Source organism: Pseudovibrio sp. FO-BEG1 (assembly GCF_000236645.1).
GTDB lineage: Bacteria > Pseudomonadota > Alphaproteobacteria > Rhizobiales > Stappiaceae > Pseudovibrio.
On the sequence record NC_016642.1, the window covers coordinates 4,569,975 to 4,592,574 of the forward strand.

The 22,600-nt window shown below is 52.8% G+C and carries 20 protein-coding genes and 1 other RNA gene; 8 read left to right on the forward strand and 13 right to left on the reverse strand.

Going from position 1 to position 22,600, the window contains the following annotated elements; all coding sequences use genetic code 11:
* Positions 1 to 10 precede the first annotated feature (10 nt).
* Together PSE_RS20600 and PSE_RS20605 are read left to right on the forward strand one after the other, a co-directional pair.
* Positions 11 to 925 carry a PhzF family phenazine biosynthesis protein gene (locus tag PSE_RS20600; protein ID WP_008547952.1) on the forward strand — a complete coding sequence of 305 codons (915 nt, stop codon included), beginning with the start codon at positions 11 to 13 and terminating at the stop codon, positions 923 to 925.
* Positions 926 to 1,444: 519 nt separating this feature from the next.
* Complete coding sequence (locus PSE_RS20605) at positions 1,445 to 3,001, forward strand: 2-isopropylmalate synthase (protein WP_008547692.1); 1,557 nt, start codon at positions 1,445 to 1,447, stop codon at positions 2,999 to 3,001.
* Between the two features lie 59 nt (positions 3,002 to 3,060).
* Here PSE_RS20605 and PSE_RS20610 read toward each other — a convergent pair whose 3' ends face one another.
* Positions 3,061 to 3,597: a GNAT family N-acetyltransferase gene (locus PSE_RS20610; protein WP_008547740.1), complete on the reverse strand. Its 537-nt coding sequence runs from the start codon at positions 3,595 to 3,597 to the stop codon at positions 3,061 to 3,063.
* A gap of 611 nt (positions 3,598 to 4,208) precedes the next feature.
* Entirely contained in the window at positions 4,209 to 5,207 is a 999-nt protein-coding gene (gene miaA / locus PSE_RS20615; RefSeq protein WP_208998004.1) for a tRNA (adenosine(37)-N6)-dimethylallyltransferase MiaA, read from the reverse strand.
* Between miaA and serB the strand changes: the two genes are divergently transcribed.
* Positions 5,185 to 6,078: a phosphoserine phosphatase SerB gene (gene serB / locus PSE_RS20620; protein WP_014286577.1), complete on the forward strand. Its 894-nt coding sequence runs from the start codon at positions 5,185 to 5,187 to the stop codon at positions 6,076 to 6,078. The genes miaA and serB overlap by 23 nt on opposite strands.
* A gap of 69 nt (positions 6,079 to 6,147) precedes the next feature.
* On the opposite strand, the gene PSE_RS20625 is transcribed toward serB, so the two are convergent.
* The 5 genes from PSE_RS20625 to PSE_RS20645 all read right to left on the reverse strand — a co-directional run bounded on the left by PSE_RS20625 (position 6,148) and on the right by PSE_RS20645 (position 10,861).
* Positions 6,148 to 7,632, reverse strand: coding sequence for a DegQ family serine endoprotease (locus tag PSE_RS20625; protein WP_008547606.1), 1,485 nt, complete (start codon positions 7,630 to 7,632; stop codon positions 6,148 to 6,150).
* A 164-nt stretch (positions 7,633 to 7,796) separates the two neighbouring features.
* Positions 7,797 to 7,991, reverse strand: coding sequence for a DUF2065 domain-containing protein (locus PSE_RS20630; RefSeq protein ID WP_014286578.1), 195 nt, complete (start codon positions 7,989 to 7,991; stop codon positions 7,797 to 7,799).
* The gene (hflC, locus tag PSE_RS20635; RefSeq protein WP_008547935.1) at positions 7,991 to 8,878 is read right to left on the reverse strand and encodes a protease modulator HflC; all 888 of its coding nucleotides are present in this window, start codon (positions 8,876 to 8,878) and stop codon (positions 7,991 to 7,993) included. The genes PSE_RS20630 and hflC overlap by 1 nt, the downstream gene beginning before the upstream one ends.
* A complete protein-coding gene (gene hflK / locus PSE_RS20640) occupies positions 8,878 to 10,047 on the reverse strand; it encodes an FtsH protease activity modulator HflK (RefSeq protein WP_014286579.1) in 1,170 nt (389 codons plus the stop codon). Before hflK ends, hflC begins: the two co-directional genes overlap by 1 nt.
* A 349-nt stretch (positions 10,048 to 10,396) precedes the next feature.
* A complete protein-coding gene (locus tag PSE_RS20645; RefSeq protein ID WP_014286580.1) occupies positions 10,397 to 10,861 on the reverse strand; it encodes a GNAT family N-acetyltransferase in 465 nt (154 codons plus the stop codon).
* A 199-nt stretch (positions 10,862 to 11,060) separates the two neighbouring features.
* Here PSE_RS20645 and PSE_RS20650 point away from each other — a divergent pair, with 199 nt between their 5' ends.
* Complete coding sequence (locus PSE_RS20650; protein ID WP_208998005.1) at positions 11,061 to 11,981, forward strand: phytanoyl-CoA dioxygenase family protein; 921 nt, start codon at positions 11,061 to 11,063, stop codon at positions 11,979 to 11,981.
* Here PSE_RS20650 and PSE_RS20655 read toward each other — a convergent pair whose 3' ends face one another.
* From PSE_RS20655 to PSE_RS20670, 4 genes are all read right to left on the reverse strand, one after another.
* Positions 11,982 to 12,503, reverse strand: coding sequence for a dihydrofolate reductase (locus PSE_RS20655; RefSeq protein WP_014286581.1), 522 nt, complete (start codon positions 12,501 to 12,503; stop codon positions 11,982 to 11,984).
* Between the two features lie 90 nt (positions 12,504 to 12,593).
* Entirely contained in the window at positions 12,594 to 13,205 is a 612-nt protein-coding gene (locus PSE_RS20660; RefSeq protein ID WP_014286582.1) for a histidine phosphatase family protein, read from the reverse strand.
* The gene (locus PSE_RS20665) at positions 13,202 to 14,026 is read right to left on the reverse strand and encodes a 3-deoxy-manno-octulosonate cytidylyltransferase (protein ID WP_014286583.1); all 825 of its coding nucleotides are present in this window, start codon (positions 14,024 to 14,026) and stop codon (positions 13,202 to 13,204) included. The genes PSE_RS20660 and PSE_RS20665 overlap by 4 nt, the downstream gene beginning before the upstream one ends.
* A gap of 28 nt (positions 14,027 to 14,054) precedes the next feature.
* Positions 14,055 to 14,849: a thymidylate synthase gene (locus PSE_RS20670; protein WP_014286584.1), complete on the reverse strand. Its 795-nt coding sequence runs from the start codon at positions 14,847 to 14,849 to the stop codon at positions 14,055 to 14,057.
* A 272-nt stretch (positions 14,850 to 15,121) separates the two neighbouring features.
* Between PSE_RS20670 and ssrA the strand changes: the two genes are divergently transcribed.
* The 4 genes from ssrA (at position 15,122) to PSE_RS20685 (ending at position 16,702) form a co-directional block, all read left to right on the forward strand.
* Positions 15,122 to 15,477: a transfer-messenger RNA gene (gene ssrA, locus PSE_RS27065) on the forward strand.
* A gap of 127 nt (positions 15,478 to 15,604) precedes the next feature.
* Complete coding sequence (locus PSE_RS20675; protein WP_014286585.1) at positions 15,605 to 16,213, forward strand: SspB family protein; 609 nt, start codon at positions 15,605 to 15,607, stop codon at positions 16,211 to 16,213.
* Positions 16,214 to 16,269: 56 nt separating this feature from the next.
* Complete coding sequence (locus PSE_RS20680) at positions 16,270 to 16,473, forward strand: DUF4169 family protein (protein ID WP_014286586.1); 204 nt, start codon at positions 16,270 to 16,272, stop codon at positions 16,471 to 16,473.
* Between the two features lie 7 nt (positions 16,474 to 16,480).
* The gene (locus tag PSE_RS20685; RefSeq protein WP_014286587.1) at positions 16,481 to 16,702 is read left to right on the forward strand and encodes a ribbon-helix-helix domain-containing protein; all 222 of its coding nucleotides are present in this window, start codon (positions 16,481 to 16,483) and stop codon (positions 16,700 to 16,702) included.
* On the opposite strand, the gene PSE_RS20690 is transcribed toward PSE_RS20685, so the two are convergent.
* Positions 16,695 to 20,762: an AsmA family protein gene (locus PSE_RS20690; RefSeq protein ID WP_014286588.1), complete on the reverse strand. Its 4,068-nt coding sequence runs from the start codon at positions 20,760 to 20,762 to the stop codon at positions 16,695 to 16,697. The genes PSE_RS20685 and PSE_RS20690 overlap by 8 nt on opposite strands.
* A gap of 172 nt (positions 20,763 to 20,934) precedes the next feature.
* The gene (locus PSE_RS20695; protein ID WP_083841597.1) at positions 20,935 to 22,356 is read right to left on the reverse strand and encodes an FAD-binding oxidoreductase; all 1,422 of its coding nucleotides are present in this window, start codon (positions 22,354 to 22,356) and stop codon (positions 20,935 to 20,937) included.
* Positions 22,357 to 22,600: the final 244 nt, after the last annotated feature.

Sequence of the window (22,600 nt, forward strand, 5' to 3'; positions counted from 1 at the left end):
GGACTTTAAAATGGCCAGACCTTATGCCCTGCTAGACGTTTTCACTGATAAGGCGCTGGCAGGTAATCCGCTTGCAGTCGTTCTGGACGCAAAAGGATTATCAGACTCTCAGATGCAGCGGATCGCCTGCGAGTTCAATCTCTCCGAAACCGTGTTCGTTCTGCCGCCGGAAAACCCGGCTCATAACGCATCCATCCGCATCTTCACACCATCCATGGAACTGCCATTCGCCGGTCATCCAACAGTTGGCACTGCAGTGCTGCTGGCTGAGAACCGCTTTGGCGCACCGGATAACGACATGGATATGCTGGTACTGCTGGAAGAGAAAGTCGGTCTGGTTCGCTGCGCTGTCGCCCTGCAAAAAGGCAAAGCCACTTCCGCTGAGTTTGATGTGCCAAGGCTACCGAAGCCAGCGCAGAAACTGGGCGACAAAGATGTAATCGCTGCAGCGCTCTCGCTGGAACCAAATGAAATCACTTTCGAAAACCACAAGCCGAAAGCGTGGGAAGCAGGTGTTCCATTTGCATTTGTTCCTGTGGCTGACATGGACGCCATCAACCGCATCCAGCCCGTACACAAGTACTGGGACGAAGCGTTCGGCGATATCGCGCACAACAACGCCTTCGCCTATTGCCGCCAGACCATCCATGTAGACAGCGCCTTCCACGCCCGCATGGTCTACTTGGAAAACGGTCTGCCACGGGAAGACGCTGCAACTGGTTCTGCAGTCGCTGCCTTCGCCGGGTCCATTGCCGAGTTTGATGCCCCACTGGATGGCACACACAAGTATCTCATTGAGCAGGGCTTCAAGATGGGTCGCCCCTCCTCCATCTCACTGGAAATGGAGATGCAGTCCGGCAAAATCCACGCGCACCGCATTGGCGGACAGGCAGTTGTCCTCGCCCGCGGCGAACTGCTGCTTTGATCGATTATTCCGGAGGGGCGCTTCAAGCCTCCTCCGCTTTCCCGCAGCACTGTGAACCAATTGAGATTATCTCAGCGTGAGCTGCATATACTTTTGAGTAATCAGAGCCCTGTCTTTGAGTAAAATTCTTGCGTTTCCACCTCATATCCGCTAGGAAAATTACAGATTTGGCAAAAACGAGACTTACTCGGTAACGCTTAAAGAAGAATTGGCTAGTAATTTCAGACGAGTATCTGACACTTAAGTGATTAGAAACGTTTGATTCTGAGCCATAGCGACGAAAAGGCAGCTGACAGATAATGATCGCGAACCGCGACAATCTGAATGAAAACAGCACCATGCGCCCGCATGGCGGCCTCTTCCTACGCACCCTCCTTCTACTTAGATGCCCCTAGGCGTCGGCTGCCCCGTATCTGGGCGGGCACTTAGGGGATCATCTAAATATCTGAGATTGAAGGAAAATCCCCAGGCGCTATTCAGGACAAGCAAGCTGTCGGGGCAAAGTTGAAGGCATCACCAATGACCGCATCCGCTAAAGACCAAGTAGTTATTTTCGACACCACCCTGCGCGACGGAGAACAATCTCCAGGCGCGTCCATGACATTGGAAGAAAAACTGCAAGTCGCAGAATTACTTGACACAATGGGCGTTAACATCATTGAGGCTGGCTTCCCGATTGCGTCTCAGGGTGACTTTGAAGCGGTCAGTGAAATCGCCAAACGCTCTCAGAACTCCATCATCGCAGGTCTGGCCCGCGCAATTCCGGCAGACATCGATCGCGCTGGAGAAGCGATTAAGCTGGCAAATCAAGGCCGTATCCATACTTTCGTCTCCACCTCTCCGATCCATCTGCAGTTCCAGATGAACAAGACCGAAGAGCAGGTTCTGGAGATCATCACCAAAACCGTGACACAGGCTCGTAACCTGATCGATGACATCGAGTGGTCCGCCATGGACGCCACCCGTACCTCCATCGAGTATCTGAGCCGCTGCGTGGAAGCCGCCATCAACGCTGGCGCAACCACCATCAACTTGCCAGACACCGTTGGCTACGCAACGCCTGCTGAATATCAGAGCATGTTCGAGCAGATCATCGCAAACGTGCCGAACTCAGATAAGGCAGTATTCTCAGTGCATTGTCACAATGACTTAGGTCTGGCTGCTGCAAACTCTCTGGCTGGAGTCGCAGGTGGTGCACGTCAGATCGAATGTACAATCAACGGCTTGGGCGAGCGTGCTGGTAACGCGGCACTGGAAGAAATCGTCATGGCCCTGCGCACCCGCAGCGATGTGTTGCCATACGAGTGCTCTATCGATCCAGCCTATCTGACCCGCGCTTCCAAGCTGGTTTCCGCCGTTTCTTCCTTTCCCGTCCAGTACAACAAAGCCATCGTAGGCAAGAACGCATTTGCTCACGAGAGCGGCATTCACCAGGACGGCATGCTGAAGCACGCAGAAACCTACGAAATCATGCGCCCGGAAGACGTAGGGGTTCGTGCAACCTCCTTGGTCATGGGCAAGCACTCCGGCCGTCATGCATTCAAAGACAAGCTGTCTGAGTTGGGTTACGAGCTGGGCGATAACGCTCTGCAGGAAGCCTTCCGTCGCTTTAAAGACTTGGCAGACCGTAAGAAAAACGTCTACGACGAAGACATTGAAGCGCTTGTGGAAGACCAGATCACCATCGAAAGCGAAAGCGTGAAGGTTATCGCTTTGACTGTGATTGCAGGTACCGGCGGACCACAGAAGGCCATCCTGACCATGGACGTCAACGGCAAGCACGAGACCCGCGAAGCCACTGGCGACGGCCCTGTCGATGCAACCTTCAATGCCATCAAGGCAATCTGGCCACACGATGCAACCATGTCCCTCTATCAGGTACATGCAGTGACCGAAGGCACCGATGCGCAGGCTGAAGTATCCGTTCGTCTGGAAGACAACGGCAAGATCGCAACCGGTAAAGGTGCCGACACCGATACTCTGGTCGCATCCGCCCGCGCCTACGTTTCTGCACTGAACAAACTGGCCATTCGCCGCCAGCGTCAGGTGAACGTAGAAGACGCAATCAGCGTCTAAACCTATATAATTTCAAGGAAAGAGCGCGGGTTGAATGCCCGCGCTTTTTTTGTGCCTGCTTAGGCAGGAACAGCCAGCTTCTGACAGCTTGGGCTCAGCACCTGATAGAACTCGCAGGGCATACCATCGACCATCCGGGTTTCACGGAACTCAAAGCCAGCACGTGTCATCACCTTCTTGGACGCATGGTTTTCTGGATGCGCAAAAGCAAGCAGATGGGAGTAATAGGTGTTCTCAAAGAACCACTCCACAAGCGCCTGCGCGATCTCACTGCCTAGCCCCTGGTTCCAGTAATGCTGATGCAGGGTATAGCCCATCTCGACTTCAGCGGTCTTCTCATAAAGAGAGAAGCCGGCTCGTCCAACGAACTCACCATCACGCGTAGACAGATGCCACTTGCTGAAGCCCATCAGTTCCTGCGTTTCAATGAAACCAGCCAACCGCTTTTTCACGGTAGAGATGTCCCAGGCCACATTGGTGGGCTGCAGATACCGGTTAACGACTGGGTTACTATGGAGACAAACGAGATCTGCCAGATCATCAGAGGTAAAAGGACGTGCCCGGAGCCGTTTGGTTTCCAGAATTGGGAGTGTCACGCTCACTTCCTCCATTATAATCACACGCCAGCCAGTCCGTGAAAACAGGCCACGTGAGACCAACAGCCTCTGGTCATTTTCGGAGATCAGTTTCCCGAAGAAAGACCACTTTTAATGCATGCGCTATGCTTATAAGCATGAGCGAAACTTAAAGGCGAGTGCTTGATGGCACTTTAATATGTCTAAAAAGCGTCAGAACCCTTGTTTCATGCAATCCTTTGAAATTCAGTAGGATTTTCTCGAAGAAAGTATGCAGACAACATTTATTGCGGCAAAATTACGTTCTTAAATTACCATAGATTTGCCGGATAACGCTATTTATGCGATCCGCACAATGACTTAAGGTAAACCTACCCTAACAGCACTCGTAACAATCACTTAAAATTAGTACTGGTCGGTGGAGTAATCTCACACCGACCAGAGCTCTAAGGAGCCTCAGCTCCGCCGCATATTTAAATTCTTGGAATAAAGTATGGCTTGTTTGGTGGCCACTGCCAAACGTGCGCCTCTCTTTAAAGAAACCATAGAAAGTTGTCACTCAGAAATTCATTCGTAAAACTATCTATCTACCAATTTTAACAGGGAATTTCGCCTATCAATAAAATCGGGCATCACGCTTTCTCTGAGAAAGCCGTCTTCACAGTTTCGACAAACTCGGCAACATCATCCGAATTCAGCGGATCAAGGTTCGGCCAACTGGAAAGTTGTCCCCTGAAGAACGTGGATTGTCGCTTAGCATAGCGGCGAGTCTCCGTCTTCGCTTTCTCAATCGCCCATTCCATCGTGGTGAGTCCATTGGCAGCTTCCGCAAGCTGCTTCACACCAATCGCCTTCATCACCTGTAGGTTGGGATCGAGGCCTTTGGACCAGAGCGCACAAGCCTCTTCAACAGCTCCTTGCTCCAACATCATATCAAACCGGCGGTGGATACGATCATGCAGCACCTTCCGGTCCGGCGAGAGCACAACGGTGACCGCTTCATCAGCAGCAAGCAAAGGTATGCTTCGCTCATTCTGCCAAATGGAGAGCGACTTGCCTGTCCCCTCAATAACCTCCAGAGCCCGCACGATGCGCTGTGTGTCCGAAGGGTGCAACCGCTCTGCCATAGCCGTATCACGCTCCCCAAGCGCCCCATGAAGCTCCTCAGAGGTAGCTTCCTGCGCAAAGGCGCGCCAATGCTGGCGAATGTCCTCTGGAATATCCGGCAGTAAAGAGAGGCCTTCCAAAGCTGATTTGAAGTACAGCCCGGTTCCACCAACAACCACCAGCGGACGATTATTCTCACGAGCCTTCGCCAACAGCTCACCAAACTCGGTCAACCAGTTCATCACACTGTAAGGCTGCTCACTGGCCACGTGGCCGAACAGGTGGTGAGGTGCTTGCGATTCTTCTTCCGCACTCGGTCGGGCGCTCAAAATGTGCAGATCAGAATAGATTTGCATGGAATCTGCATTAACAACCCACGCATCCAGCTCTTTTGCCAGTTGAATGGAAAGAGCTGTCTTGCCGCTGGCCGTCGGTCCGGCTATCAACACGGCAACAGGCCTTTTCCCAGTGCCATTCACTTGCACAGTTCGAGAGCTGCTTATGTCGTTTGTTGTCACGCTCATTTCCAATCCAGCCAAACCTGCTGTCACTGAAGACCTTATCGAAAAGATCAGTGCCCTTCTGCCCGCAGCTCCTCAGGTTAAAGTTCTCCGACCACAGATCGCAGTTGATCTGGCAGTCGAAGCACCTGCAGATGCTGAAGAGCTCGAAAGCTCTATTCGCACAAACCTTGCAGATGCACCAGTTGACGTTTTCATTCAACCCCAGAGTGGCCGCAGAAAGAAACTCCTGATCGCAGACATGGATTCCACCATGATCCAGCAGGAGTGCATCGACGAACTGGCAGCTGAACTGGGCCTGAAGGAAAAGATCTCCGACATCACCGAACGTGCTATGCGCGGCGAGATCGAGTTTGAGCCAGCTCTGCGTGAACGCGTTGCCCTGCTGAAAGGCCTCGGCACAGAGGTGATCGGCAAGACCATCGAGAACCGCATCACCCTGACACCGGGTGGCAGAGAACTCGTCCAGACCATGAAAGCCAATGGCGGCTATGCAGCGCTGGTCTCAGGTGGTTTCACATCCTTCACCCGGAAGATCGCTGATGTCATAGGCTTTGATGAAAACAAAGCCAACACGCTTCTGGAAGTTGACGGCAAACTCTCCGGAGAAGTGGCTGAGCCAATTCTCGGCAAGCAAGCCAAGTTGGATCGCCTGAACGAGCTGACCGAAGATAAGAACATCGCTCTGGAAGATGCAATCGCAGTCGGTGATGGCGCGAATGATCTTGCTATGATCTGCGCTGCTGGCCTCGGTGTTGCTTTCCACGCAAAGCCAAAGGTCGCGGCTGAAGCTCGTGCCATGATCAACCATGGCGACCTGACTGCCCTGCTCTATCTGCAGGGTTACAGCTATGATGAGTTCGTGAAGAACTAAACTTCACTAACCAACAAAAAAGCCGCTCCCAATCCGGAAGCGGCTTTTTTCATGTCTTATGTGAGTGTCTTATTCTTCGATGCGAACCGCAACGAAGCGAAGCTCACCAGCACCATTGGAAAGCAACAGCAACGCAGAACGGCGCTTGTCGGCTTTCAAAGCCTCCACCATATCAACAACGTCTTTCGGTGAAGCCACTGGCTCCTGAGCGACCTCAACGATCACGTCACCAGCACGCACCCGCTTGTCTTCGGCAGAGCTGCCTTCAGCCACGCGAGTGATCACCACGCCCTCAATTTCATCGGAAAGCGCGAAGCGTTCACGAAGCGGTTCATCGATCTTGGCAAGAGACAGACCCAGCACAACGGTCTCGTCAGCTTTATCCTTCGGGCTTTCCTGCTCTTCTTCAACCTGTTCAACTTCAGCGACTTCATCAAGACGGCCAAGCGTGACTTCGATCTCAACCTCTTCACCACGGCGAAGAACAGTCAGCGGCACGGTGCTGCCAATTGTGGTGGTCGCAACCATACGCGGCAGATCACGCATCTCAGGCACTTCACGACCATCAAAGGTAAGCACCACATCACCCGGCATGATGCCTGCTTCCTTTGCAGGACCATCTTCAGAAACGCCGGCAATCAACGCACCCTGCGCGTTGTCCATGCCAAGGCTCTCAGCAATCTCGTCAGTCACATGCTGAATACGAACGCCCAGCCAACCGCGTCGGGTTTCACCAAACTCACGCAGCTGCGCAATCACACGAGTTGCGGTTTCAGCAGGAATGGCAAAGCCAATACCGATAGACCCACCAGACGGTGAGAAGATCACCGTGTTAATGCCCACAACCTCACCGTCCATGTTGAACAACGGACCACCAGAGTTACCGCGGTTGATCGCAGCATCGGTTTGAATAAAGTTGTCGTACGGACCGGAGTTGATGTCACGGTTACGCGCTGAAACGATACCCGCCGTCACAGTGCCACCAAGGCCAAACGGGTTACCAATCGCCATCACCCAGTCACCAACACGCAGCACTTCTGAACTGCCGAACTTGACTGAGTCCAGTGTGGATTGAGGCTCAACCTTCAAAACAGCAAGGTCAGTCTTTTCATCTGAGCCAAGCAGCTCAGCAGAAAGCTTGGTGCCATCATTGAAGTTGACGGTGATCTCATCAGCACCTTCAATCACATGGTTGTTCGTAACAATGATGCCCTCATCACCATCGATCACGAACCCGGAACCAAGTGACTGAACCCGCTGAGGACTTTCACCTTCAGGCTCTTGCCCGTTGAAAAACTCTTCGAAAAATTCCTGGAATGGAGATCCTTCCGGAACATCCGGCAACTGAAGAGAACGCTTAGCTTTCACACGCTGCGCAGTGGAAATATTCACCACAGCATCACCAAGTTCTTCCGCAAGATCCGCCAGAGATTCAGGGCCACGTGCCTGAGCGTTGTTAAAGCTGCCGGTCACTGCCGCAACTCCAAGCACGCTCGCAAAAACAATTGCCTTGATTGATCGTCCAAGCTCAAGGCGAGGGAAAACACCGGCCATAAGCCATCTCCTCAGATTATCAGGTGAGCATACACGCGCCACCAGAACGCATTCTGAAAACAAATATGCCCGCGCTTGGTTAATAAAGCGCGGGCAAAACTAACATTTATTTTTTTACAGCGTCAGGCTGAATTCTCGCAGTTGTATCATTGGCAAATCTGCGTCTAGCCACTCAGCGAACGCACCAACCATACAATCAGAACGCCCAACGCCATTGCTGCAACACCACCAAGACGGAGAGACTGATCAGGAATTTCCTGAGCCTTCCGCATGAACTCCTTCAAATGACCCGGGGCAAGAGCGTAGACCACTCCCTCAACAACGAGGACAAGCCCCAGAGCCACAATAAAATCATTCATTACTGGGCAGCACCAGCCGCCGGAGCACTTACATTTCCGCGAGGGTCGTTGAAGTAGCGGAAGAAGTCAGAGTCCGGAGACAGGACCAGAGAAGTATCACCCTTCTCCATTGCGGTCCGGTACGCCTGCATAGAGCGGTAGAACTCGAAGAAGCCTGGGTCTTTGCCATAAGCTTCAGCGAAGATCTGGTTGGCAGCCGCATCACCATCACCGCGGATCACCTGCGCATCACGCTCAGCTTCCGCAACAATAACGGTTGCATCACGGTCTGCACGAGACTTAATGCGGCGGGACTGTTCTTCACCCTGTGCGCGGATTTCAGTCGCTTCACGCTGACGCTCGGTCTGCATGCGGCGGAAAATTGCCTGGGAGTTCGCTTCCGGAAGGTCCGCACGGCGGATCTTCACGTCAATCACGTCCATACCAATCGCAGCAGCACGCTTATCAACGTCCTGACGGATCTGCTCCATCAGGTTGGAACGATCATCACGAACCACCTGCTCCAGAGTCGCATTACCCAAAACGCCACGCAGACTGGAATCCAGGAACGTAGCCAGACGGGAAGCACCCGCAGGGATATTGTTCACAGACTGATAGAAGCGGACTGGATCGGAAATCCGATAACGCGCAAACGCATCAACCAGAAGACGCTTTTTGTCAGCAAGGATTGGCTCGATTGGAGGCATGTTCAGATCAAGGATACGCTTGTCGATGATCAGAACGTTCTGCCAAGGAGCTTTGAACTTGAGACCCGGAGTTGTCTGAACGCCGCGTACTTCACCAAACTGCAGAACCAATGCCTGCTGTGCTGGGTTCAGGCTAAATGTGGACCAGTAAAGAACCAGCGCAACGATAGCAATTGCAATGCCAAGAAGACCACTTTTCATCAGTTGTTTCCTCCAGCACGCTTGTTCAGCTGGTCAAGCGGCAGGTATGGCACCACGCCATTCTGCTGACCGTTTCCGTCAATGATAATTTTTGGATTTTTACTCAAGACCTCTTCCATTGTCTCAAGATAGAGGCGCTGACGAATAACGTCCGGAGACTTCGCGTATTCCTCATAGATTTTGGTAAAGCGATCAGCCTGACCTTTTGCTTCCGCAACTGTTTTATCACGGTAACCTTGTGCTGCTTCAGAGACGCGAGCAGCAGAACCGCGCGCTTCTGGAACAATCCGGTTCGCATAAGCCTGCGCTTCGTTCTGTACACGTTCCTGGTCAGCACGCGCTGCCTGAACATCACGGAACGCTTCAATAACCTGCGCTGGCGGGTCTACCTTCTGCATCTGCACGTTGGTGATCTGGATACCAGACTTGTAGTTGTCCAGCGTCTCCTGCATCAGCTTCTGTACAGCCTGCTGGATCGGTGTACGACTTTCAGTCAGGATCGCATCAATCTGAGAGCTGCCAACGACTTCACGCATCGCGCTTTCAGCAACAGCTTTAACGGTGCCTTCTGGGTTCTGAATGTTAAACAGGAACTCCTGAACACCAGTAGGAGTGTTCTGGATCACCCACTGAACCTTGAAGTCAACATCAACGATGTTTTCATCACCGGTCAGCATCAGGCTTTCCTCAGGCACATCGCGTGTAGAAACAGCGCTGCGACCAGAGAACTGCTGCAGACCAATGGTGGTTTCGCGAACACCCTGTACGTTTGGTGTTTCAACAGAACCAATCGGATACGGCCAGTTGTAGTTCAGACCAGGGCCGGTCTGGCCCACGACCTTACCGAACACCATAGGAACGCCCACATAACCTTCGTCAACACGATAAAGGCCAGTAGCCATCCAAATCAAAACAGCAACGAGGATCGCGAACAGAACACCTTTAAAGCCTAGGCCACCGCCGTCACCTGGAAGAACTGTCTTCAGGTGATCCTGGCCACGCTTTAAAATTTCCTCGAAATCAGGTGGGTTACCGCCGTTGTTACCGCCGCCGCCACGCTGTGGGCCGCCGCCACCGCCCCAAGGGCCACCACCGCCCTTGTTGCCGCCGGAGTTCCCCCAAGGGCCGCCGTTATTGCCGCCACCTCCGCTTTGATTGCTCCAAGGCATAGAGAGATCCCTTTACTAGGTATGCTGCCGGACAAACCGACAAATAAATGAGAGTTGGACTAAGCCAACTATTACTTGATTAGGGTTATAGGCAAGTTACCAGCGCCTTTCAACGAATGCACATAAGCCAAAAGGCTGCACTTTATGGAAAAACACCCAAACCCCACAGAAACCGGACATTATTGAAGAAGATAAGCCTTCTTTCGCGCGTTTCAACCGACGCTCAAAAGCTCACCTACAAATTTCAGCTGTAAGAATTAAAGGCATATTCTGGCAAATTCTTGCTGTTTTGCTCAACAAAACGTAAACCACCCCAAGACACAGCAGAAACGTGCAGATTTACACGCCCTCAGCTTTCAGGCGGCAACCTCAAACGCATGTCCACATGCGGAATGCCATCCTCCGGATAAATCTCGGAAATCGCAAAGAAACCGCACTGACCATAAAAATCCTGTAGGTAGGCCTGAGCCTGCAGCTCAACGCGGGCATCATCATTGGTGGCAGCGCAGTAAGAAAGCGCTGCATCCATCAGTTTCCTTGCAATGCCCTGCCCTCGTGCTTCCTTGGCAACGATCACACGGCCAATCTTGAACACATCACCATCTTCGTATTTCAGGAGAATACGCAACGCTCCGATAATCTCGCCTGCATCATTCAGCACCAACACATGCTTGGCGACCGGATCGAGCCCATCAACGTCGGGATAAGCACATTCCTGTTCAACAATGAACACATCACACCGAAGCTTCAGCAGCGAGTACAGCTGTTCAAGACTGAACTCGTTGAAGTCTTTAAGCTCAAGAAACTGGGACATTCCACCTCAAAAATTCCGCAGCTTACTCCCACGGAGCAAGCCTCAAACCCTCTGTTATGTTGGTCTTCAGCGTTCATTTTGCAAGGGAATTGCTGCCAAAAACTAATCTTTAGGCAGATTTCACACGCAGAAACAGAAGGAAAGACCGCACGCATCGATCCCCTTAACCTCTTGTTAATGAATAGCGGCGGGGATGCGTATGCGGGCAATGAAGCCAAAATACCTGATGAACAGCTTGCAGCGCAGATTTCTGCCGTCCTCCGCCTACCAGTCCGAATGGGATGAGGAAACCGTACCAAGCTGGTTCCATCATGAGCTCTCAGACCTGCATCACCAAAAACGCGAAAAACAAGCCAAACTGCATATGACCCTGCCCGCTTCTTGCGCACAGGCTCTGCAAACACATGGCATCTGGATCAAGCACAACGCGTTGCCCCGAGAGTTCTTCCGAAGACTAAAGTTTGAGGCGTTCGATTACTTCGTGGGGCAAAGAGATCGCAACAAGCGCCTCCTGTCCAACTGGCACAACGCGCAAAGCTTCACACTTCCGCTCAACTACACGCATCTGCTGAGGCAACCATTCCTGCAATCAGCGATCACCGACGAGTTGATCCCTCCGCCCCTGCAATATGCAGCAGGGCGAAAAGGCAAACCCATGTATCAACTGGAGGCGATGGCTCAGTGCGCACCAGCCTTCCGTTTTGAAACGGACGGCAACAGCACGCCACCGTTCGAGATTGAACATGATGCACGCGCACCGGGCGCAACAGCGCTACTGTTTCTGGAAACCATTACACCGGAAGATGGCGCATTATTCTACATTCCCGGCTCTCACCGTATGACAGAGCAGCGTATCTTCTGGGAGTACCAGCGGCATATCGATCTTGCAGAAATAGATGAGGAAGAAGAGTCCCCCATCACAGGGCTTAGCGACTTGCAGGAGCTGGACCTGCCACCACTCCTACCGCTGAATGTCCAAGCAAACACATTGCTGATCTGGGATAGAACAGGTTTCCATGGGCGTTTGCCGAGCACCAACAACTCTCAAAACGCCCACACTGCACACCGGTTGGCACTGCGTGCTGATCTCTCGACCAAATCCTCAGCCCGTGGCAACTAATCAGAGGCGACGGCGGTAGATTTCCAGTGAGGAATCCGCAGAGTCTTTTTCTCCGCGATCAAACGGCGTGCGCTCCACAAGTTCCCACTCATCCTCATGGATCTCAGGAAACTTGGTGTCACCATCTGGCTGAGCATGGATACGCGTGATGTAGAGCGTCGAAGCCTTCGGCATGGCTTCTTTATAGATCTGCCCACCACCAACAATCATGATTTCATCGACATCATCATTCTCGGCAATATCATTGGCCAGAGTAAGCGCATCCCCAAGGCTACTCACCACTTCAACACCGTCATAGGCGTAATTCGGATCACGCGTAATCACGATGTTTTTGCGGTTTGGCAGAGGTTTGCCAAGCGTCGTGCAAATGCTCTCAAACGTACGCCGCCCCATGATCACCGGCTTGCCTGTCGTCGTCTTGCGAAAGAATTTCAGATCGGTAGAAACAGACCATGGCATGTCATTGTTTGCGCCAATCACACCATTTTCAGCAACAGCTGAAATCATCGAAATTTGCTTCATCCTATCCTCAATCGGCAAGAGACATGGGGCAGTCGAGAGACGAGAGCATGGCTGCTCTCATCCAAACCAGTTCAAGACAGCAGAACGAGCCTACGGCCTCACATTCCAACTAAGCATTAACGGCTTGCCATCGTCTGTAACATCGAACACACCATAGGCAGCTGTCTTCAGCTTCAGGTCAGCGCCAGCGCCACCATCAGCCAAGGCTTTCAGCGCAAAACGCGCAATGCCGTTGCTGGTGGTCACCAGAAGGGTTTTGCCCGGATACTTCTTTGGTACATTCGCGAAGAATTCCTGCCAACGACCAATCACCGCTGGTGGATCAATATGCCAACCATTCGGCGGCACACCTTCTTCTTCCCACGCACGAAGAGCATCCTCGCCAATGCGGGCACGTACCTCTTCCTCAGGCTTATTTTCATCAGGCCCGTAGTCGATCTCCACCAAAAACGGCAGAACCTTAAGGTCAACTTCTTCAGCCTGTGTCTTGAGCGCAATCTGAGCGGTTTGTTTGGTGCGCTGAAGCGGCGAACAGAACGCCATATCAAAGACCACACCAAGCTCTGCAAAGTGCTCAGAAAGCTTCTCAGCCTGCTCCAGACCAGAAACACTCAGGGGCAGATCCGTCCGACCACCAACCCGCGTAACAACATCGCCTTTATCAAAGGTGTTGCCGTGTCTGAGAATATAAATACGCGTCACAGGCCAGTCTCCAGATGATCAAACGGGTCACCAAACTTCGCAATCAGTTGCGCTGCAAGTTCTGCATCACTTGGCGTATCCACGCCAGACATGGAAAGTTTTGGCGGCTGAACTTCTTCTGCATGAACAACCATGCCGTTTTCTAGGAAGCGCAGCTGTTCCAGCCCTTCCATCTGCTCGTAAAAGCCAAGGCCCAGCTTATTGAAACGCTCAAGCGCATCCACGCGGTAGCCATAAAGCCCAATGTGACGGAACACAGGCGAAAGCTTATCCGTCTCGCGCAGCTTCTCTTCCTTGCGGATGGCAGGCAGAATGTTCTTGGAAAACCACAGAGCCGTTCCGTCATCCTTACGCACACAAGTCGTGCCGGAAAAAGGATGAGCCTTTTTGTGCTCACGCAGCACATCAAGCCCTTCCCAATCGAGCCGGATAACCGGTGTAAACACATCCGCATCAGGCCGCGCTTCCGCTGCTTTAATGAGCGCGGCTACATGTGCCGGCGGTGTAAACGGCGCATCACCCTGCAGGTTCAGCACAAACTCAGGATGCGTGCCAAACGCTTTGGAAGCAGCAAGCGCACGATCAGTCCCGGACGGATGCTCAGGATCGGTCATCACAAACGGCGCACCAATATGGCGGCAATGCTCAGCAACTTCTTCGTGATCTACTGCAACCACGTAATCAGAGTTGGTTTGCTTGGCAGCCACTCGGGCAACCTGCACAACACGCTCCAGCAAGCTACGCCCACTGATAGGATGCAGTGGCTTACGAGGAAAACGGGTTGAGCCAATGCGCGCAGGAACGCAAATAAGGGTTCGCATGGGAACTCCTTTTGAAAGTCAAAGACAACTAAACCGCAACAACACCCTTGATGTGTGGATGCGGGTCATAACCTTCCAGAGCAAAGTCTTCATAGCGGAACGCGAAGATATCCTTCACTGCTGGATTGAGACGCATGACAGGCAACGCCCGCGGCTCCCGTGAGAGCTGCAGTTCAGCCTGTTCCATGTGATTGAGATAAAGATGAGCATCCCCCAGCGTGTGCACGAAATCGCCCGGCTCCAGATCACAGACCTGAGCAATCATCATGGTCAACAGCGCATAAGACGCGATGTTAAATGGAACACCAAGGAACACATCAGCTGAACGCTGATAAAGCTGGCAGGAGAGCTTGCCGTTTGCCACATAGAACTGGAACAGCGAATGACAGGGCGGCAGCGCCATCTCATCAACAAGAGCTGGGTTCCAGGCTGAAACAATCAGCCGACGACTGTCAGGATTGGTTTTGATCTGCTGCACCACATGCGCAATCTGGTCAATCGAACCACCATCGGGTTTAGGCCAGGAGCGCCACTGATAACCGTAAACCGGCCCCAGGTCGCCATTCTCATCCGCCCACTCATCCCAGATGCGTACCTTGTTCTCTTTAAGGTACTTGATGTTGGTATCACCCGCCAAAAACCACAACAGCTCATGAATGATGGATCTCAAATGCAGCTTCTTGGTTGTAACAACCGGAAAGCCTTCAGACAGATCAAATCGCATCTGATGACCAAAGACTGATTTTGTGCCTGTACCCGTGCGATCTTCCTTGACCACACCTTCATCCATGATGCGGCGCATCAGCTCTAGATATTGCTGCACGAAGGGTCATCTCCTGTTCTACGATTCGGCTCGCGCACAGTATAGCCAATCTCCTGAAAAACGCCTCTGTGCCATCTTGCAGGAGCGGTCTTACCCCAAGCTTCCGTCGATAAAAAGACCATGAAAACGCCAAGAGATCATCTGCTTCCGCCAAATCCCTGCAAATGCGTCATTTACAAATCTTCAACGAAGCCACTTGTTCAAATTGCCCTGTGAATATGCCGCTTTGTCAACAGCTTCTCTTAGTCTTGCGCCAACAACCATGAGCTTTTGCACTTCCATTTGGCAGTGCGTGCACCTATATTCCCCCTGCCAGTTCACTGGCTACGGCAATAAATTGCGAGCGCAATAAACCATTCGGACCCGGGGGCGGTACCCGGCGCCTCCACCAAAGCCCGTTGTACTCCAGCGGTCTTCGGGGGGGCGAAATAGGATCGACGAGGGCGTAAAGGCTTTGCTTTTGCTCGGCATGGTACCACCGTTATCGGACCAAAATGATAGTTGCAAATGACAACTACGCTATGGACAACGCTGTAGCTGCGTAATGCGGTTCCGGTAGTCCACTAAGTCCTGTTGGTTAGCACCTTCAGGCGGGGTTCGGGGGCACCTGGCAACAGAAGCCTCCACTTTAGTGTTAAAAGGCTCTTTCCTTATTCTACGCCGATTCAGGGTATAGAAATAAAAGACAGGCCTTTTTGTCGCCTCTACGCTATAGTTAGGCCGAATAAGAACGCAAAGGATGAGCGGTGCCGAGCATGGCTGAAGATTTAATCCGCTATGACATCATCATTCAGGACGCGCTGAGAAGCGCAGTTCGAAAGATATTGGTTGAGGTCAACCGGGCAGGACTTCCCGGAGAGCACCATTTTTATATTGCCTTTGAAACCACGGCCCCTGGCGTCAAGATTTCAAACCGCTTGAAGGAACGCTACCCGAAAGAAATGACGATCGTGCTGCAGCACCAGTTCTGGGATCTGCAGATCACTGAGCACGCTTTCGAGGTTGGCCTGTCCTTTGGTGGTGTTCCGGAGCATCTTTATGTTCCGTTCTCTGCAATCAAAGGCTTCTTCGACCCATCCGTCCAGTTCGCTCTCGAGTTTGAGCCGGGCAAAACCGGGGAAGAACTGCCTGCAGAATTCCGCATCGCAGAACGTGATCTGGACTCCGTTGAAGAGTTCCACGCACGTTTGGAAACTGCTGTTGAGCAGGCTGAAGAAGAAGAAGCCAAAACCGCTTCCGCAGCCGAAGACACAGCTGGCGATGCCGAAGAAGACAAAGAAAAGTCTGAAGCTGACGAAACTTCTTCCGAAGAAAGCGGCAGTGCTCAGGTTGTTTCCTTGGATGCATTCCGCAAAAAGAGCTAATCGCTCCGATCAAGAAAAGAGCGGTCGGCTCATCAACCCAACGTATGGATGATTGAATGAGCGCGACCGTTATTAATCTGCGTCAGGCCCGCAAACAAAAGGCCAGAGACACAAAAGCCCAGTCCGCTGCAGAAAATCGCCGGAAGTTCGGGCGCACCAAAGCCGAAAAATCTCAGGAAGAAGCTGAAGCCACCTTGGAGACCAAGCGCTTTGAGGGCCACAAGCTCACGTCCATCTCCTCCCGTAAAGACAAAGACTGAGGCACCTATGAGCCTCAAGAAACGCTCCATAACCCTGCATGGCCACAGAACCAGCATTACGCTGGAACCTGAGTTCTGGTCAGGTCTGGAAGATCTTGCACGCAGTCAGGGAAAGAACATCACTGCGACCATCGCTGGCATTGATGATGAAAGAAATCCCGAGAACAATCTCTCAAGCTGCATCCGCGTTGCCGTGCTCAAACACTTTCAAAACCAACTGATCAGTTAACCTGCAGCAACCGCCCACCCGGCAGCTCAATAAATTTCGGCGTGCCACGCTCATCAGTTGGCAGGTCCGGAAGCGGACCACGCAGCACCTGATTATCATTTCCCGCTTCCAGAACACCAAGGTTCTTCGGCGCACCGGACTGAATGATTGGACCAAGCAGATCGACCTCCCCTGCTGGCACAGTCGCCTCATTCACACCGCCAATGGTCACTGGGGCTTCTAGAGCAGGTAAGCTGGACTTGGCGCGCGGTTTGGGAGGGTCAACGATGGAAACAGAGGGACTATTGGGCTTTTTTTCAGCAGCGTCTCCATCAAGCACAGACCGGATACGCGCACTAAAATCCTGAACAGAGCTCTTCTTGGCTTCCTCTGCACGCGCTTGCTCAGCTGCTTTTGCTTCTGCCGCAGCTTTCGCCTCCGCAGCACGTTGAGCCTCTTCGGCACGCTTTACAGCAGCCAAAGCTTCCGCTTTGCGAGCTTCTTCCTCTGCAGCCAACTGAGCCGCACGTGCTTCAGCTTCCCGTGCAGCCTGAGCCTGACGCTCACGCTCAGCAGCAGCTTCCGCTTCAGCAGCCTGACGGGCCTTCTCTTCTTCAGCTGCTTTAGCCTTGCGCGCTGCTTCCTCTTCCTGCTTCTTCTTCAACTCATCAAGCATGCGCTCTTGCTCGGCAATCTTGCGCTGCTCTTCCTCAATGCGTTTTACATTCAGCTCAATCGCACGCAGGTTGAGGTAGGAAAGCAATGGACCCGTATCCAGCTTGCGCGCTGGATTTTCCAGCGGCCCGGAATAAAGGATAGCCACTTGAGGCTCAGCTCCGGCAACCTTCTGCGCTTCATCGCGGGTCTTCATGGAAACATCACCGGTCAGCGCCCATTTCTCCAGATCAATCAGCGCCGAACCAAACAACGTGGTACCAGCTGTATCGACGGAGATGTTACGCGCACGGATACGACCACTAGCGATGCCCAAAGAACCATCAACGCGATTGAACTTTACGGAGCCCGCATCCAGATGATCAGCAAACGCATTCTGAATAGCAGCCTCATCCAGCTCCATCCCCGCATCCGCAGCCTTGATCACCAGATCAAAGGCCGCCGGATTAACACGGCGGATTTCACCATCCGTCACGCTGAACGTACCACCACCAGAAAGACCGGAAACCAGACCTGAGATCGTACGGCCACTACCTTCAAACTCAGCAATGGCTTGCAGTTTACCAGTCGCCAGTGCACGGCCTTCATCGGTCCAGGCCAACTCTTCAAAGTCTGCATCATCCAGACGGAACCGGCCAGAAAGCGTTGCTTGCCCCTGATCCCGCTGCAAATCAAACGTGCCGGAAAACTCACCACCAGCAAACCGGCCTTTGCCTTCATTGATGGAAAGCAGATCAGAGCGCAAACGCAGCTGACCGCTGGCAGCATCCAGACGGAACTCATCACTGAACAGCGCCCGATCACTGGTCACATCAAGCGTCAGATCCACACCATCAGCAAGGCTCTGCCCCAGCGCTTGAGAAGACCAGACGGAATCCTCCTGAAGAACACCTGCCCAAACATTGGAGCCCAGCAGCAACTCACTCAAGCTGCGCATATCAAGCTCAGAAAGCTCCAGTTTACCGGAGGCCTTCAGCGGACCGTTCTTTTCAAGAGCACCTTCAAGATCGCCTTTCAGATCCATATTGGCGAGCTGGCCTGTCAGTTCAGAAAGCGTGAACTCACGTCCACGTCCCTCTACCTGAGCCGTCAGGTTTGCTTTCAGCGGGCCAGAGTAAATCGGATAAACTTTGCCAAGCGCCAGCCCATAATCCACCAGATCATCAGACTGCAGCGCCACATTGGCAGACCACACCGCTGCGGAACGGCTCGGTACACGAACAGTGCCATCGGACAAGATCTTCATGCCGACAAGATCACTTGATAACCCAAATGCCAGCTGGTCACGCGGACTACCGGAAAGGGAAAGGCGAACTTCACCCGGCTGAAGCTGAGTAATCGGAATCGCTTCAAAGCCAAGCTGGCGCAGCACTTTCACGCCGTCTTTGCCACCAAGGGTCATCTCTGCATAAAGATCACCCTCAGCAAAATCGTCAATGCGCCCTTCGAAAGTGCCGTTCAGATCCAGATCACTGACGCCAACCTCACCAAACAGGTTCAGCGACATATCCGTGCGCCCCTTCTCTGCATAAGCGGAAAGCTCAGCCTTCAGGTTGGCAGGCGCAAGATCAGGAGCTGCCGTCTTCAGGCGCTCAATCAATGGATGCTCAGGCGCATATTCTTCCAGCACAGCTACTGCACCGCTCAGGGAGGATGCCGTCAACGTGCCTTTGATGTTCCCCTGAGGCGTGGTGCTCAGGTCATCAATGCGCCCCTTCATGTCGATGTAGGCACCAGCAAAGTCGCGAATTTTCAGCTGTTCGATGGAGAGTGCATCCCGGCTCAAGCTAGCACTCACAGCCATGCTCTTGGCTTTCACGCCACTGGCAACCAGCTCATCTGCGTAAAGCCGCATGGACATATCAACCGCGCTCGGCTTGATCTTCTTACCCGTAAACGCTTCCACATAGCGCTGGATTTCATCCAGATTGACACGGTCGCTGTCCATATCAACGGTGATCAGCGGACTGCGGTCCAAAGGATGCTCAAAGGAAATCAAGCCCACACTACGTACGTCACCTGCATCAATCCGCAAGTCAGGAAGACGCAGAGCACCAGAGCCAGCTTCAACACGGCCCTTCAATGCAACAGGAGACAGACGCTTGGATGCATCCTTGCGCTCACCCAGCCACCAATGGGCCAGCTGGTGTGGCTGACGAGAGGAGATCTCCCAATCACCCTGATACCCAGCGGAGTTGCGCAGATCCAGATAACCGCTGGTTTTGAACTGGCTACGGCCCGGCAACTCACCGGAAAGCTCATCAATCTTCCAGCCAGTACCGGTAGATTCAATCAGCGTGCTCAGATTGGAAACAACAGAACCACCTGCCACAACAACCGGAATAGTCAGGTCCATCTGGCCTTTCACATCCAGCAGCGGCAAAGAGCTCAAGCCACCAGCCAGACGAGCCATAACAGCCTCAGAAGGAACCAGCGGACGCTGCGGTCCACCGCCAATCATGCGGTCTAGATCCACCTGCTTGAACTGCGCAACAGCCTGAAACTCAGGCTCAGGGCCAAAGCTGTAAACACCGCCACCTTCAGCAGTGATCGGGCGATCTTCTGAACCAAGACGCAGCGTACTTTCAGTCAGCTCCAGTCGCTCACCGTCTAGATTGAACTTACTCTTACCGGCCCACTCCAGATCATCAGAACCTTCGCTGGTGACAGACTGAACCTCAGCATCACCGTAGTAAGAAACAACACCATCCTGATGTCTCAGGAAACCATCAGTCGAGAACTGTGCAGCAACATTGGCAGGAGAAACCTGCGTTTTAACGCGGATCTGACCATTACGTTCCAGGCGGCCACTGCCGATCTTCAACGTATAAGGCACGCCTTCATAAAGCATCGCGCCTTCCGCTTTGAACGGGCCTTGCAAACCACCTGCATAAAGCTCCAGATTTGCATTGCCTGCACGGCGCACTTCACCGGTGCGCGCATCAGTCAGCACGATAGAACCGTTGCGAACGCTCACATCTTCAAGAATAAGCGAAGTTGGATCGATTTCGGAGATAACGGAACGGCGGCTGTTGGTTTGCAGCACATCAAGGCGGCCGCCCTCATCAAGAGAAAGGTTGAGTTCTGGCTCATTGAGCTTCATCTCAGTCACATGCACTTCACCGCGCAACAGCGAAGGAAGCTCAATGCGACCTTCGAACCCTTTGATAGTCATCAGCGGGTCTTCGACAGCACCAACACGCACGTCAGAAAGCTTCACATAAGGGGCAGGCAGCAGCTGAACATCAGTTTCACCGAGGATCGTAACCTGATGCCCCAGAATTTTCTCACCATAGCTCTCAAACAGGGAACGATAAGCTGACCAATCGATGACCAAAGGGCCAACAAGCGCGATGACCAGCGCCAAGATCAAAGTCCCACCAACGGTGATGTAAACCGAATTCAACGTTAAGCTCCTTTACCCACTTCGAACCGCGCACCTTGCCGCGCTGTTCGCCTATGAGCCGCATGCAAACACTTGTTTATCTAAGTGAATTACAGCAGGAACAAGACGACAGCAACGACTTAAGGCAATGTTTATGAATGGAACGAAGCAAGTGCGTATTTATGGCACTTCTTTACTCGGCATCTAAGGCAACGATCTTGCCCGGATTCATGATATTCAGCGGGTCAAGACTACGCTTTATCGCCGCCATCACAGCAACCCCGGCCCCATGCTCCTTCGGCAGATACTTCATCTTGCCCTGCCCCACACCATGCTCACCGGTACAGGTTCCGCCCATCTCAATGGCACGATAATTGAGGCGCTCAACAAAGGCTTCTGACTTGGCAATGTCTTCCGGATCATTCAGATCCGTCAGCACAAGCACATGGAAATTGCCGTCACCAACATGGCCAACTATCGGACCAATCAGACCATTTTCTTCGATGTCATCGTGTGTAGCCGTCACACAGTCAGCCAGACGAGAGATTGGCACGCACACGTCAGTTGAAAGACCAGTCCGTTCAGGAGCCAGCCCCAGCCCTGCCCAATAGGCATCGTGACGAGCCGCCCAAAGCTTGTTGCGTTCTTCTGGATCAGTTGCCCATTCAAACTTTTTCAGAGAGTTTTCAGCAGCAATCTCACCAAATCGCTCAGCCTGTTCCCGAACCCCAGCCTCAGAGCCGTGGAATTCCACAAGCAGCAATGGTGATTCTGGCAAATCTAGCTTCGAATAGGCATTGACTGATTTGACAGTCAGCGTGTCCAGAAGCTCAATGCGTGCAATCGGAATACCATACTGAACGGCTTCAATCACCGTGTTGCAGCAATCCGCAATGCTGTCGAAAGAAGCAATTCCGCCTGAAATCGCTTCAGGTATTCCCTTCAGCTTTAATGTGATCTCAGTGATCACTCCAAGCGTTCCCTCAGAGCCGACCATCAGACGTGTCAGGTCGTAGCCCGCAGAGGATTTCTTGGCGCGGCTGCCGGTCTTCACAATGGTCCCGTCCGGCATGACAACAGTCAGCGCCAGAACCATATCCTTCATGGTACCATAAAGAACCGCATTGGTGCCTGAAGCACGCGTTGCTGTCATGCCGCCAATCGTGGCATCGGCTCCCGGATCAATCGGAAAGAACAATCCGGTATCACGCAGATAAGCGTTAAGCTGCTTGCGCGTCACACCCGGCTGCACCACACAGTCCAGATCCTCAGGATGAACGGCCACAACCTCATTCATCTGGGAAAGGTCTAGCGAGATACCGCCGCCCGGCGCGTTCAAATGCCCCTCCAGAGAAGACCCGCTTCCAAACGGAATGATTGGCACGCGTAGCTCAGCACAAAGCTTTACAATCTCAGAGACTTCTTCTGTCGAGTGGGCAAAAACAACAGCATCCGGCGGCTGGTTCGGCAGCCAGGACGTCGTGTGCCCATGCTGCTCCCGCAAACTCATGGAAGTCTGGCAGCGGTCTCCAAACCGTTCTGTGAGGGTCGCGATCGCTTTGTCGATCCCCTCTGCATTGCGTGTCACCTCAAGCTGCATCCCTGTCAAAGACATGGCAGACCTCCCTCATATTCCAGATGCTTCCCCCAGAAAGCGCTCATGCAAGCGTATAGTCGAAACCCGAGGCCACGACTCGGCATTTATTGGAATTATAGTATTCTGCATGGTCGTCATTATTGAGCTTTTGGCAAGGCAGAACCCGCCCTTACGTAGCGGTCTCTGGAGTCGCCTTAAGTGTTTCTCAGTGCTTATCGAAAATAATGAGCCGAATTTCGAAGATCTGAGCATATCCTGATTG

Bases quoted from the DNA above. Each gene is read 5' to 3' on its own strand.
- PSE_RS20600 (WP_008547952.1), top strand. From the start codon at position 11: ATGGCCAGACCTTATGCCCTGCTAGACGTTTTCACTGATAAGGCGCTG.
- PSE_RS20605 (WP_008547692.1), top strand. From the start codon at position 1,445: ATGACCGCATCCGCTAAAGACCAAGTAGTTATTTTCGACACCACCCTG.
- serB (WP_014286577.1), top strand. From the start codon at position 5,185: ATGTCGTTTGTTGTCACGCTCATTTCCAATCCAGCCAAACCTGCTGTC.
- miaA (WP_208998004.1), bottom strand. From the start codon at position 5,207: ATGAGCGTGACAACAAACGACATAAGCAGCTCTCGAACTGTGCAAGTG.
- PSE_RS20625 (WP_008547606.1), bottom strand. From the start codon at position 7,632: ATGGCCGGTGTTTTCCCTCGCCTTGAGCTTGGACGATCAATCAAGGCA.
- PSE_RS20630 (WP_014286578.1), bottom strand. From the start codon at position 7,991: ATGAATGATTTTATTGTGGCTCTGGGGCTTGTCCTCGTTGTTGAGGGA.
- hflC (WP_008547935.1), bottom strand. From the start codon at position 8,878: ATGAAAAGTGGTCTTCTTGGCATTGCAATTGCTATCGTTGCGCTGGTT.
- hflK (WP_014286579.1), bottom strand. From the start codon at position 10,047: ATGCCTTGGAGCAATCAAAGCGGAGGTGGCGGCAATAACGGCGGCCCT.
- PSE_RS20645 (WP_014286580.1), bottom strand. From the start codon at position 10,861: ATGTCCCAGTTTCTTGAGCTTAAAGACTTCAACGAGTTCAGTCTTGAA.
- PSE_RS20650 (WP_208998005.1), top strand. From the start codon at position 11,061: ATGCGGGCAATGAAGCCAAAATACCTGATGAACAGCTTGCAGCGCAGA.
- PSE_RS20655 (WP_014286581.1), bottom strand. From the start codon at position 12,503: ATGAAGCAAATTTCGATGATTTCAGCTGTTGCTGAAAATGGTGTGATT.
- PSE_RS20665 (WP_014286583.1), bottom strand. From the start codon at position 14,026: ATGCGAACCCTTATTTGCGTTCCTGCGCGCATTGGCTCAACCCGTTTT.
- PSE_RS20675 (WP_014286585.1), top strand. From the start codon at position 15,605: ATGGCTGAAGATTTAATCCGCTATGACATCATCATTCAGGACGCGCTG.
- PSE_RS20680 (WP_014286586.1), top strand. From the start codon at position 16,270: ATGAGCGCGACCGTTATTAATCTGCGTCAGGCCCGCAAACAAAAGGCC.
- PSE_RS20685 (WP_014286587.1), top strand. From the start codon at position 16,481: ATGAGCCTCAAGAAACGCTCCATAACCCTGCATGGCCACAGAACCAGC.
- PSE_RS20695 (WP_083841597.1), bottom strand. From the start codon at position 22,356: ATGTCTTTGACAGGGATGCAGCTTGAGGTGACACGCAATGCAGAGGGG.